This window comes from Micromonospora citrea (genome assembly GCF_049629545.1).
Taxonomy (GTDB): domain Bacteria; phylum Actinomycetota; class Actinomycetes; order Mycobacteriales; family Micromonosporaceae; genus Micromonospora; species Micromonospora citrea_A.
Genome location: NZ_JBNADX010000051.1, coordinates 1 through 12,823 on the forward strand (window position 1 = coordinate 1; position 12,823 = coordinate 12,823).

A 12,823-nucleotide genomic window follows, 5' to 3' on the forward strand; every position below is an offset into this window, starting at 1 on the left:
GGATGCGGCAGTGCGCTGGGGGGCGGTGTGCCGCAAAGGGGGAGGTTCGGGGGACGTCTCCGGCGGCGGTGCCTGCGCGGGGTCCGGGGGGACGCCTGGCGGCGGGGCCTGCTCGGGTGTCCGGGGGGTGTAACCGATCGGGCGGGGCTCGCATTCCACGGCCCGGGGGCCGGGCGGATCGCTGTCCCGGGGGGGTGTAACCGGTCCGGCGGGGCCGGTATTCCGTGGCCCAGGGCCCGGGGTCGGCTCCGGTGGCGTCCCGTGCGGGAGCGCCGGTGGTTATGCCATGTACAACGCCCCGGCCCCGTCGCCGATTCCGCCACCGGGGTGGCCCCGACCACGGGATTCCGCAGGCCAGACCGGACATGTGCGTCGAACCTCCGGGCCAGGTCCGGACATCCGGTACCGGACCGGACGACGCGTCGACCCCGGCGGCGGACCACCCGCCGCTCCCTGCCGCGCCGGTTGTGGACGCCACGGACCTGACCGACCACCCCCGCCGGGCGCACGGGGGTGGGGTCGTACCGAGCGGCCCGGACGGGGTGGCCATGCCGCATGCCAGCCGGGAACCGCTGCTCCACGGCCCTGCCGACCAGCCACCGGGGAGAGCCGTCGAGGTCTGTCACGATGTCGGCATGGAGATCTGGCACAACCCGGCCTGCTCGAAGTGCGTCGGCGCACGCGCCACCCTGGAGGAGGCCCGGGTGCCGTTCCGGCTGCGGGCGTACCTGGAGCAGCCGCCCGACGCGGACGAGTTGCGTGACGTGCTGCGTCGGCTCGGGGCGCGGGCCTGGGACGTCTGTCGTACGGGGGAGCCGGCCGCGGTGGCGCTGGGCATGGCCGGCTGGGCCCGCGACGACGCGACCGAGCCGCGCTGGGTCGAGGCGATGGTGGCCCACCCCGAGCTGATCCAGCGCCCGATCCTGCTGCTCGACGACGGGAGCGCGCTGGTCGGCCGTACCCCGGACGCGCTCGACGAGGCGGTCCGCCGCGCCCACGGGTGAGCCCGGCGGGCGTCAGCCGAGCAGCGCGGCCCAGAGCACCACGGCGACCAGGGTGCCGATCTGCCCGATGTTGACCAGCAGCAGCGGTCGTCCCGGGTCGGTCTGCTCGGCCCGTTTGCGTCCCCGCCGAGGGGTCGGGGCGGTCGGCGGCCTGGCGATCCCGCCGATCAGCAGCGGGGCCAGCCCGGCCAGGAGACCGACGTGGAGCGCGCCCGCCCCCGACGGCAGGTCCTCGGCGGGACCGCTGCTGGCGAAGAGCACCGTCAGGGCGAAGGCGAGCAGGACGACGCTGCCGATGAGGGCGTACAGGGCGGGGCGGCCGGGCCGCGCGTGCCGGTAGAGCAGGCCGGCCAGCACCATCGTGCCGCCCACCGCCGTCCAGCCGGCGACGGCGAGCCCGACGGGCTGGCAGCGGTCGGTGGTGCAGAGCAGCTCGTACAGGCCGGTGAGCGTGGCGCCGGCGGCCTGGATGCCGAACACGATCGCGGCGAGGACGGCCGCCACCGTGCCGACGACCTCCACCGGGGTGAGCGTCGGCCAGTCGGGCGCGTCCTGCCGGTCGCGTGCCGGCCGGGGCGTGGCCGGCGCCCGCAGCGGCGCCCGGGGCGACAGCGTGCGACCGTCGACGGTCACCGTGCACCATCGACCGTGCTCCGGAACGCCGTGCAGCAGGGCCCGCCGTCGCTCCCCGCCGGACAGGCCGTCCTCCGGCCGGACCGGCAGCTCGCCGAAGGGCCGCCCGCCCGCCGACCGGTGGCAGAGTCGGACCACCCCGCCGTCGAACTCGACGAAGACCCAGCTCACCGGCTGGGACCGCCGGGTGAATCGCGACCGGGAGACCGCGGTCGTCGCCACCGGCACGCAGAGGCCGAGGCCCACCACACCGAGCAGGGTGGCCAGGGACAGCCACGGGGTCAGGTCGTACGGCTCGCTGAGCGGTTGCCGCAGGCCACGGTCGTCGACGGCGAACCGGAACGTGCCGCCCACCGGGTGGTCGTCGGCCTCGAACACCGTCATCCGCGTGGTGCCGCCGTCGGGCAGGGCCAGTTCCACCGTCTCCCGGTCCGGGTGCGCCCGGACCGTGCCGGTGACCGTCGTCGCGGTGGCCTGCCGGGCGTCCGCCCGGTCCTGCGCGTGCCCGACCCAGAGCGCCACCGCGACCCCCGCGCCGAGCAGGGCCGCCGCGGCGAGGGTCGGCGCGAGCGGCGGGCGCAGCGCCCAGCGCACCGGCGGCACCGGTTCCCGCTCGGCGGGCTCCGGCGCGCGGGCGGGGGCCCGGCGGGCGGAGCGGCGGTGCAGCAGCAGGCAGCCGGCCGCGTACGCGAGCGCCACCCCGGCCGACCACAGCGGCGGCCCCTGTCCGGGACGGGCCAGGGTGTAGCCGACCAGCCCGACGGCGGTGACCACGCCCACCCCGGCGGCGAACCGCAGCCCCAGCCACCCGGCGACGACGCTGCTGAGCAGCAGGCCGATCAGGACGTTGCCGGCCCGGTCCGGGCCGCACGGAGCGGCCTCGGTGCAGGGCGGGTAGGGCGCGGCCGCCATGACGGTCATCAGCAGCACCAGTCCGCCGACTAAGACCAGTGCGCCGGTGGCACCCCGGCGTCGCCGGGCGTCGGTGTCGCCGGGCACCTGCCGCAGCGTCTCCCAGTCCAGGAAGTCGGGCACCGGTGCCTCCCCCGTCGTCGCAGCGGAGCCCGAGGGTAGGGAGACGTGGCAACCCCGCCGACGCGGGACCCGGGTCAGGCCGGCCCGTCGCCCGGCGTGCCGCTCCCGGCGGCCTGCGCGTGCCGCTCCCGCAACCGGTCCCGGATCTCCTCCGGGGTGTACGCCCGGCGGCGTCGCTCGGCGCGGGCGATGACCACGCCGGACGCCGCGACGCCGGCCAGACCGGCCAATCCGAGGACCTTCCACCACCGCATCCGTTGCCGCATCGGCTTAGGGTAGTGCTCCATGAGCGAGCGCAGCGAGCGATGTGCCGGCACGCGACGCCCGGTGCCGGTGGCCGGCCCGGGTCAGGCGGCGGCATGAGCATCAGCCTGGACGAGGCCGTCGAGCTGACCCGTACCGGGGATGTCTGGGTGTTCCGGGGCCGCAGCGTGCCGGACCGGGCCATCCAGCTGACCACCAACAGCCCGGTCAACCACGTCGGCATGGCGGTGGTGCTGGACGACATGCCGCCGCTGATGTGGCACGCCGAGCTGGGCCGGTCGCTGCCGGACATGTGGACGGGCACCCACCAGCGCGGCGTGCAGCTGCACGACCTGCGCGACGCGGTCTGCGTCTGGGCCAACCGGTACGGCCAGCGCGGCTGGTTGCGCCAGCTCGAACCGCCGGCCGGGCCCGACCGGGAGGAGGCGGTGCTGCGGACGATCGCCCGACTGGACGGCACGCCGTTCCCGAGCACCGCCCAGCTGGCCTGGCGGTGGGCCCGGGGCCGGGTGCCGCAGGTCCGGCTGCCGCTGCCCGGCCGGCCCGACCGGCGGGGCGCGTCCCTGCCGGACCGGGCGCTGGAAACGGCGTACTGCGCCGAGGTGGTGGCGGTGACCTACGAAGAGATGGGACTGCTCCCGCCCGGCCGGCGTCCCAACTGGTACGACCCGGGCCGGTTCTGGAGCGGTGACGACCTGGACCTGACCGACGGCGCCCGGCTCGGTGCGGAGATCGAGGTGCGCATCCCGGCGCGCTGAGGTTTGCCGATGCCCGCCGACGGCAATCAGTGAGCCCGTGAACGCCTCCACCGATCTCGACACGCTGACCGACTTCTTCGACCGGTACGGCGTGGCGCTCACCGCCGGCGACGTGCCCGCCATCGCCGGGTGCTACGCCCTGCCCGGGCTGGTGGTGGCCGACACCTACAGCTTCTCGTTCAGCACGATGGCCGCCGTCGCGCTCTCCTTCGTCGGCGCGGCGCCCGACTACCAGGAGCGCGAGCTGGTCGCGGCGAACGCCCTGATCGAGGACGTGGAGCCGGTCTCCGCGCTGCTCACGATGGTGGCCGTGCAGTGGGAGTTCCTGGACAGCCAGGGCCGGGCGGTGCCCGGCGAGCGGTACCGCTACCTGCTACGGGCCACCGATGACGGGCCGGTCATCTGCACCGTCGTCCGCACCGCCTGACCGCGGCCCGTCGGCAAGGCCTGCCCCTGTTCAGGCCCGAAGTGGTCAGTCCCGCTCAGCCGTTTTCCTGGACCGGCGGGCCCTACGGACGGTACCGGGCGGGCCCGCTGTGAACCAGGCACGTCACTGGCTAGGCTGGCGCGTCTGCTCGGACAAGGGGGCCTTCATGTTCGACCGCTCGGCCGCGCGGCCCGGGGCGCGATCCGCACCGGCCCTGCTGGCGTCCACACCGTGGATCGTGGTGCTGCTCGGGGTCGGCCTGCTGGCCGTCCTGCTGCTCTTCGCGACGCTGTCGTTCCGTGGCGCCGAGCACCAGGCGGCGCCGGAGCCGGCGCCGCCGATGTACCTGCCGCGGATGCCCGCCACCCCCGCCGCCGTGGCGAGCACGGACACCCCGCTGGTCGCGGCCGACGCCACCCGGTCACCGAGCGTCACTCCGACCCCGTCCCCGAGCGTCACCTCACCGCGGCCGACCGTGTCCCCGTCGAGCAGCCGTAGGGCGGGCACGGGCGGCTCGGGTCGGGTGACCGCCGCCTACCGGACCACCGCCAGCGACCGCGACTCGTTCGCCGCGACCCTGACCGTGCGCAACGGCACCGGCAGCGCCCAGGAGTGGGAGGTGGAGCTGCTGTTCACCGGCAACGTCAAGTCGATCCGGGCGTCGTCGTCCTCCGGGGTGTCGGTCCGTACGCAGGGCAGCGGCTGGTTCGTCCTGCGCGGCACCAGGCCGCTGCCGGCGGGGGAGAGCGCCCTGGTGTCGATGACGTTCGGCCGTACCGGCAGCGGTGACCGTCCGGGCCAGTGCACCGTCAACGGCGTCGCCTGCACGATCGGCTGACCTTTCCGCTCCGGTCGTACTGTTAGGACACTTAGTGGGAGTCGGGCTCTTTCCGGCATTGCCGATCATCGCTACGCTCTCGGACGGCACCTGAGAAGGAGGGGCATGTCCGGCAGACGTCACGCACGATCGCCGCTCGGCGGTCTGCTGCAAATGGCATGGTCCCCCTGGATCGTGGTGGTCGCCGGCGTGGTCGCCCTGGTGACCTTGCAGGTGGTGGCGCTGCTGGCGGTCCCCGGGCGGAACCGGTTCGAGGCCGGGTCGCCCGAGCCGGCGCCGACCCTGGCGCTGCCGGACCTGCCGCCGCCGACGACACCGACCCGGGTCGCGGCGACGCTGCCGATGCCGGTGGTCCCCGGTCTGTCCCCCCGCCGGACCGAGCCGTTGCCCGGCACCGCGGGCGGCACCGAGGCTGCACCCCCGTACGGTGACCCGGTCCCGCCGGGCGCAACCTCGCCGCCGGCCCCACCCCCCGCTCCCGCGCCGCCGGCTCCCGCGCCGCCCGCCCCGTCGGTGACCGGCCGGTACAGCAAGCTCAACGACTACGGCGACGCCTTCATCGGCGAGGTGCTGCTGACCAACACCGCGTCGGACCCCCGGTCCTGGACGGTGCGGCTGGTGCTGCCCCGTGGCCGGCTGGTCACCTCGTGGGTCGAGGGCGCCCCGCAGGGGACCGCCCGGATGTACGACGGCGTCTTCACGTACACCAGCGGGGTGGACCTGGGCGGCCGCTCCTCGGTGCCGCTGCGGTTCCACTTCGAACACACCGGTGGGACCAACCGTCCGAGCAGTTGCACGGTCGACGGGTTCGCCTGCTCCGGCCTCTGATCCGCGCTTCCGCCGCCGCCCCGCCGACCCGGTCGGCCGGGCGGCTTCTTCGTGTCCCGGTAGCGCACGGTGACGGCGGATACGCTCTCGGGCGACGCCATGTTTCGCAAGAGCACTGCTTTGTTGCGACGCCGTTTGCAAGGTATTGCAGAATGTTTCGGCAAGAGCTAGCGTGCGGGCGAATCAACGACCAGAGGAAGGCCGTCGATGAAACCCCCGCCGATATCCCGCAAGGCGCTGTTCGCCTTGATCTCCACACTTACCCTCGCCCTCGTCGGCGTCCCGGTCGCCGTCCAGCAGCTCGGCGCGGACGCCACCGACCGGGCCACCGGCACCGACCCCCTGGCTGCCGCCGGCGCCGTCCAGTGGCGTACCGAGCCCTCCGCGGACGCCCTGCTCAAGGCTGGTGCGAGCAAGGGAAGGGCGGAGCAGTTCTACTTCGTCCTGCCGGACCGGTTCGCCAACGGCGACAAGCGCAACGACAAGGGCGGGCTGACCGGTGACCGGCTCAGTACCGGCTGGGACCCGAAGGACAAGGGCTTCTACCACGGCGGCGACCTCAAGGGGGTGATGGACAAGATCGACTACATCCAGGGGATGGGGACGACCGCCATCTGGCTCGCCCCGGTCTTCAAGAACCGGCCCGTGCAGGGCAGTGGGGCCGACGTCTCCGCCGGCTACCACGGTTACTGGATCACCGACTTCACCCAGGTCGACCCGCACTTCGGCACCAACGACGACCTGAAGAAGCTGGTCAAGCTCGCCCACCAGCGGGGCATCAAGGTCTACCTCGACGTCATCGTCAACCACACCGCCGACGTCATCAAGTACGCCGAGGACGAGTACACCTACGTCGACAAGAAGACCGCGCCGTACGAGGACTCCCGGGGCCGGGCCTTCGAGGACCGCAACTACGCCGACGGCACCCGCGACTTCCCCGACGTGGACAAGGAGTCGTTCCCGTACACGCCCACCTTCGCCAACCCCGCCGACGCGAAGGTCAAGGTGCCGGCCTGGCTGAACGACCCGACGATGTACCACAACCGCGGTGACTCGACCTTCGCGGGCGAGAACAGCGAGTACGGCGACTTCTTCGGCCTGGACGACCTCTGGACCGAGCGGCCCGAGGTGGTGCGCGGCCTGACCAAGGTCTACGGCGACTGGGTGGAGTCCACCGGCGTGGACGGCTTCCGGCTGGACACCGTCAAGCACGCCAACCTCGACTTCTGGCCCCAGTTCAGCCAGGGCATCGAGCGCCGCGCCGAGAAGGCCGGCAAGAAGGACTTCTTCATGTTCGGCGAGGTGTACAGCGCCGACCAGGACGTCACCTCGACGTACGTGCGCCGTGGCGGCCTGCCCGCCACCCTCGACTTCTCCTTCCAGGAGGCCGCGCGCGGCTACACCGCCGCCGACGGCTCGGCCAAGGCGCTCGCCGACGTGTACGCCCGCGACGACCTCTACGCCGCCCGGGACACCAACGCCAACCGGCTGACCACCTTCCTCGGCAACCACGACATGGGCCGGATCGGCTCGTTCATCGCCGCCACCGGTGGCGACGACGCGAGCCAGCTGCGCCGCAGCCAGCTCGCCCACCAGCTGATGTTCCTCACCCGTGGCCAGCCCGTCGTCTACTCCGGCGACGAGCAGGGCTTCACCGGCCCCGGCGGGGACAAGGACGCCCGGCAGGACATGTTCGCCAGCAAGGTGGCGGACTACCTCGACGACGACCTGATCGGCACCACCCGCACCCACGCCGCCGACCAGTTCGACGCCGGCCACCCGCTGTACCGCACCATCGCCGAGCTGGGCAAGCTCCGTGCCGCACACGCCGGGCTGCGCGACGGCGTCCAGGTGACCCGGCACGCCGCCGACGGCCCGGGCGTCTTCGCCTTCTCCCGGATCTCCCCGGCCGACCGCACCGAGTACGTGGTGGCCGTGAACAACGCCGCCACCGAGCAGACTGTCACGGTGGACACCTGGTCGCCCGGTACCACCTTCACCGGCATCTACGGCGGCGCCGCCACCCCGGCCGCCGGGGCCGACGGCAGGCTGAGCCTGACCGTGCCGGCGATGTCGGCCGTGGTGTTCAAGGCCGGCGCGGCGATCCCGCAGGCCGTCGACGCCCCGGGGATCACCGTCACCGGGCCGGGCGACGAGCCGGTCGCCACCAAGGCCGCCGTCACCGCCGAGGTCACCGGCGACCCCCTCGCGACCGTCACCTTCGCCGCCCGGGTCCCCGGCGGCAGGTGGACGCTGCTGGGCAGCGCGCACCGGGCCCCGTACACCGTGCACCACGATCTGACCGGCCTGCCCGGCGGGACGAAGGTCGAGTACAAGGCCGTCGTCCGGGACGGCAAGGGACGGACCGCCAGCACCCGCTCCAGTGGGATCGTCGGTACTCCGGCCCAGGGCGCGTCCCGCGACTGGGTGGTCGTGCACTACCAGCGTCCGGCCGGTGGGTACGCCGACTGGGGCCTCTACACCTGGGGCGACATCGACCCCGCGTACGCCACCGAGTGGCCCAAAGGGCAGCCGTTCGCCGGTGAGGACTCCTACGGCCGGTTCGCCTGGGTCAAGCTGAAGCCGGGCGCGAAGTCCGTCGGCTTCCTGGTGGTCGACTCCGACGGGAACAAGGACGTCGCGAACGACCGCACCGTCGATGTCACGCAGACCGGCGAGGTCTGGGTCAAGCAGGGCGACCCGACGCTCTACCCGACCCGGCAGGCCGCGACCGGCGAGCCGGATCCGGCGGTCGACGAGGGCACCGCGCTGATCCACTGGCGCAAGGCCGACAACGACTACGACGGGTGGGGCCTGCACCTCTGGGACGGCGCCGCCAACCCGACCGACTGGGCCAAGCCGCTCGCACCCGAGAAGGTCGACTCCTTCGGCGCCGTGTTCCGGGTGCCGCTGGCCTCCGGCGCCACCGGGCTGAGCTACATCTTGCACAAGGGCGACGTGAAGGACCATCCCGAGGACCAGCGGCTGGACTTCGCCGGCGCCGGGCGGGAGGTCTGGCTGCTCGCCGGGGTCAAGGGCCGACTGCTGCCGGCGACCTCCTCCGGCCCGGCCCGCGACCTGGACCTCACCAAGCAGAAGGCGCAGTGGATCGACCGGTCCACCGTCGCCTGGCAGACCGGCCCGACCGACGGCAAGCGGTACGCCCTGGTCGCCGCCCCGACCGGGGGGCTGACCATCGCCGACGGCGAGCTGTCCGGGACGTACACCTCGCTGCCGCTGCGGGTGCAGCGCAACGGGCTCACCGAGGCCCAGCGAGCGGCCTTCCCGCACCTGTGGGCCTACCGCGCCTTCAGTCTGGACCGGGCCGACCTGGCCAAGGTGCCGGCGGCGCTGCGTGGACAGCTCGTGGTGACCGAGCGGGACGCCGAAGGCACGCTGCTCGGCGCGACCGGCGTGCAGATCCCGGGCGTGCTCGACGACGTCTACCGCGCCGCCACCGGGGCGAAGCTCGGCGCGACCTTCGCCGGCAAGGTGCCCACCCTCGCCGTCTGGGCGCCGACCGCGCGGCAGGTGTCGCTGCAACTCTTCGACTCGCCCACGGCGCAACCGAGGACCGTGGCGATGAGCCGCAACGACCGTACCGGCGTCTGGTCGGTGCGGGGCAGCCGCGACTGGACCGGCCGGTACTACCGCTACCAGGTCGAGGCCTGGCAGCCGGCCGCGCAGAAGGTGGTCACCGCCTCGGTGACCGACCCGTACTCGGTGGCGCTCGCGCCGGACTCGACGCACAGCCAGATCGTCGACCTCAGCGATCCGGCGCTGGCCCCGGCCGGCTGGTCGAAGCTGCGCAAGCCGCCGGCCGTGCCGCCCGCGAAGGCGCAGATCTCCGAGCTGTCGGTACGCGACTTCTCCATCGCCGACGGCACCGTGCCGGCGGAGCGGCAGGGCACCTACCTCGCCTTCACCGACCCGAACACGGCCGGGATGAAGCACCTCAAGGCCCTCGGTGACGCCGGGGTCAACTACCTGCACCTGCTCCCGTCGTTCGACTTCGCCACCATCCCCGAGCGCCGCGCCGACCAGCAGCAGCCCGCCTGTGACCTGGCGAAGCTGCCGCCGGACTCGGCCGAGCAGCAGAAGTGCGTCGCGGCCGTGGCCGAGAAGGACGGCTACAACTGGGGGTACGACCCGCTGCACTACACCGTGCCGGAGGGCGGCTACGCCGTCGACCCGGCCGGGGCGAAGCGGACCACCGAGTTCCGGCAGATGGTCGCCGGGGTCAATGGCGCCGGCCTGCGGGTGGTGATGGACGTCGTCTACAACCACACGTCGGCTTCCGGCAACGACCCGAAGTCGGTGCTCGACCAGGTGGTGCCGGGCTACTACCACCGGCTGCTGTCCGACGGCACGGTCGCCAACTCGACCTGCTGCGCCAACACCGCCCCCGAGCACGCCATGATGGGCAAGCTGGTGGTGGACTCCCTGGTCACCTGGGCGAAGCAGTACAAGGTGGACGGCTTCCGGTTCGACCTGATGGGCCACCACCCGAAGGCGAACATCCTGGCCGTACGCAAGGCGCTGAACGAGCTGACCCCGGGGCGCGACGGCGTGGACGGCAGGAAGATCCTGCTCTACGGCGAGGGCTGGAACTTCGGCGAGGTCGCCGACGACGCCCGGTTCGTGCAGGCCACCCAGGCCAACATGGCCGGCACCGGGATCGGCACCTTCAACGACCGGCTCCGCGACGCGGTGCGCGGCGGCGGTCCGTTCGACGGCAACCCGCGGATCCAGGGCTTCGCCTCCGGCCTCTGGTCGGACCCGAACGGCGACGACGTCAACGGGACGGCGGCGGAGCAGAAGGCCCGGCTGCTGCACTACCAGGACCTGATCAAGGTGGGGCTGACCGGCAACCTGAAGGGTTACCGGTTCACCGACTCGTCGGGCCGGCGGGTCACCGGCGCGCAGGTGGACTACAACGGCTCCCCGGCCGGGTACACCGCCGCGCCGGGCGAGGCGGTCACCTACGTCGACGCGCACGACAACGAGATCCTGTACGACGCGCTGGCGTACAAGCTGCCGCAGGGCACCTCGGCGACCGACCGGTCCCGGATGCAGGTGCTGGCCCTGGCCACCACCGCCCTCGGGCAGGGCAGCGGGTTCGTGACCACCGGCACCGAACGGCTGCGCTCGAAGTCGCTGGACCGCAACTCCTACAACTCGGGGGACTGGTTCAACCAGATCCGCTGGGACTGCGCCCAGGGCAACGGGTTCGGCCTCGGGCTCCCGCCCGAGCAGGACAACAAGGACAAGTGGTCGTACGCGAAGCCGCTGCTGGCCGACGAGAAGCTGGTCCCGGACTGCGCGGCGGTCGACCTGACCGACGCCCGGTACGCGGAACTGCTGAAGATCCGTGAGTCCTCGCCGGTGTTCGGGCTGCCCACCGCCGAACAGGTGCAGAGGCGGGTCGCCTTCCCGCTCTCCGGCGCGAAGGAGACTCCCGGTGTGCTGACCATGACCCTCGACGCCCGCGGGCTGGACGGGAAGTGGAAGTCGGTCACCGTCGTCTTCAACGCCACCCCGGAGGCGGCGAAGCAGCAGGTGACCGGCCTGCGCGGGGCGAACGTGGCGCTGCACCCGGTGCTCGCCGGCTCGGCCGACCCGGTGCTGCGGACGGCCTCCTTCGACCGGGCGAGCGGCACGTTCACCGTGCCGGCCCGCAGTGTGGCGGTCTTCGTCCAGAAGTAGGCGTGACACGGTCCGGCCCCCTTCCGCGACAGCGGAAGGGGGCCGGACCTCGTTTTTGCGTCAGCCGGTGTCGTTCCGAGCGATCACCGGGTCACCGGTTCAGTTGGCGCAGCCGGTGACGTTGACGCAGTTGCGTGGTTCGTTGTTGCGGATGATGGTTTTGTCGTCGATGGTGACGTCGTTGGTGTTGTTGTCGTTGAAGATGCCGCCGGCGCCGGTGGTGGGGCTGCCGGCTTCGGCGGCGAAGTTGTAGATGATGGTGCTCTTGCGGACGGTGAGGACGCCGTTGTTGTTGTCGTTGTAGATGGCGCCGCCCTCTTCGGCGTGGTTGCCCTTGAACTCGGTGTTGAAGAGGTTCAGGGTTTCGTCGTTGTAGAGGCCGCCGCCGTTGTCGCCGGCGGTGTTGTCGAGGAACTTGGTGTGCTTGACGGTGGCGATGCTGGTGCTGTCGTGTTCGATGCCGCCGCCGTTGTCGGTGGCCTTGTTGCCGGCGATGACGACGTATTCCAGGGACATGACGGAGTTGCCGTTGGTGGAGATGGCGCCGCCGTCGTCGCCGGCGACGTTGCCGGCGAGCTTGGTGCGGATGACGGTGAGGTGGGAGTTCTCGTCGCTGTCGATGCCGCCGCCGTCGTTGGTGGCCTTGTTGTTCAGGATCTGGCTGTGGGTGATGGTGGTCCTGCCGTTGTCGCGGTTGGCGATGGCGCCGCCGTTGCCGCCTTGGCCGGTGCTGGTGGCGGTGTTGTTGGCCAGTTCCGAGTCGTGCACGGCCAGGGTGCCCTCGTTGTAGATGGCGCCGCCGTTGCCACCGGGGGTGCCGGTGCCGCGGGCGTGGTTGTCGGCCAGGACGCTCTTGTGGATCTCGACGTCGCCGAGGTTGTAGATCGCGCCGCCGTTGCCGCCGGTGGCGCCGACGCCGGTGGCCCGGTTGTCGACGAGCTTGGTGTGCTTGAGCACGGCCCGGCCGCCCTCCTGCACGAACAGGGCGCCGCCGTTGGCGCCGTTGGGCTGCAGTGGCGGCGGTGAGGTGACCTGGCCTCCCCTGAGGGTGAGGTCCTTGAGGATCAGCTCACCGCCGGAGAGGACCTCGAAGAAGCGGAACAGCTCGCTGCCGTCGTGGACCAGCTTGGAGTTGTGCCCGAGCAGGACGATGCGCTCGTCGATGGCGGGGAAGGCGTTGTTGTCGGTCTGCTCGATGAGCTTGTACTCGCAGTCCTTGGCCAGCTGGAACACCCCACCGTTGTCCTCGTTGGCCCGGTTCACCGCCTCGACCAGCACCTCGCTGTCACACGGCAACTGCTTGGCCGGACCGTACTCGTCCTTCTCCTTG

At 72.5% G+C, this 12,823-nt stretch carries 9 protein-coding genes; 6 read left to right on the forward strand and 3 right to left on the reverse strand.

What is annotated here, in order from left to right; genetic code table 11:
• The first annotated feature begins 635 nt into the window (after positions 1-635).
• Positions 636-1,004, forward strand: a complete 369-nt coding sequence (locus tag ACPFP2_RS29540) for an ArsC/Spx/MgsR family protein (protein WP_424093482.1) — start codon at positions 636-638, stop codon at positions 1,002-1,004.
• 12 nt (positions 1,005-1,016) lie between these two features.
• Here the strand turns inward: ACPFP2_RS29540 and ACPFP2_RS29545 are convergent, their stop codons facing one another.
• Together ACPFP2_RS29545 and ACPFP2_RS29550 are read right to left on the reverse strand one after the other, a co-directional pair.
• Positions 1,017-2,672: a hypothetical protein gene (locus ACPFP2_RS29545; protein WP_424093484.1), complete on the reverse strand. Its 1,656-nt coding sequence runs from the start codon at positions 2,670-2,672 to the stop codon at positions 1,017-1,019.
• A gap of 74 nt (positions 2,673-2,746) precedes the next feature.
• Positions 2,747-2,926 (reverse strand): hypothetical protein, encoded by a 180-nt coding sequence (locus ACPFP2_RS29550; RefSeq protein ID WP_424093497.1) that lies wholly within the window; start codon positions 2,924-2,926, stop codon positions 2,747-2,749.
• Positions 2,927-3,031: 105 nt separating this feature from the next.
• On the opposite strand from ACPFP2_RS29550, the gene ACPFP2_RS29555 reads away from it, so the two are divergent.
• The 5 genes from ACPFP2_RS29555 to pulA all read left to right on the forward strand — a co-directional run bounded on the left by ACPFP2_RS29555 (position 3,032) and on the right by pulA (position 11,493).
• A complete protein-coding gene (locus tag ACPFP2_RS29555; RefSeq protein WP_424093486.1) occupies positions 3,032-3,694 on the forward strand; it encodes a hypothetical protein in 663 nt (220 codons plus the stop codon).
• A 37-nt stretch (positions 3,695-3,731) separates the two neighbouring features.
• Entirely contained in the window at positions 3,732-4,121 is a 390-nt protein-coding gene (locus ACPFP2_RS29560) for a hypothetical protein (protein WP_424093487.1), read from the forward strand.
• A gap of 166 nt (positions 4,122-4,287) precedes the next feature.
• Entirely contained in the window at positions 4,288-4,959 is a 672-nt protein-coding gene (locus tag ACPFP2_RS29565; protein ID WP_424093489.1) for a cellulose binding domain-containing protein, read from the forward strand.
• Positions 4,960-5,064: 105 nt separating this feature from the next.
• On the forward strand, positions 5,065-5,787 hold the full coding sequence (locus ACPFP2_RS29570) for a cellulose binding domain-containing protein (protein ID WP_424093491.1): 723 nt from the start codon (positions 5,065-5,067) through the stop codon (positions 5,785-5,787).
• A 207-nt stretch (positions 5,788-5,994) separates the two neighbouring features.
• On the forward strand, positions 5,995-11,493 hold the full coding sequence (pulA, locus tag ACPFP2_RS29575) for a pullulanase-type alpha-1,6-glucosidase (protein WP_424093493.1): 5,499 nt from the start codon (positions 5,995-5,997) through the stop codon (positions 11,491-11,493).
• 99 nt (positions 11,494-11,592) lie between these two features.
• Here the strand turns inward: pulA and ACPFP2_RS29580 are convergent.
• A partial coding sequence (locus tag ACPFP2_RS29580) for a hypothetical protein (protein ID WP_424093495.1) occupies positions 11,593-12,823 on the reverse strand: 1,231 nt, incomplete at its 5' end.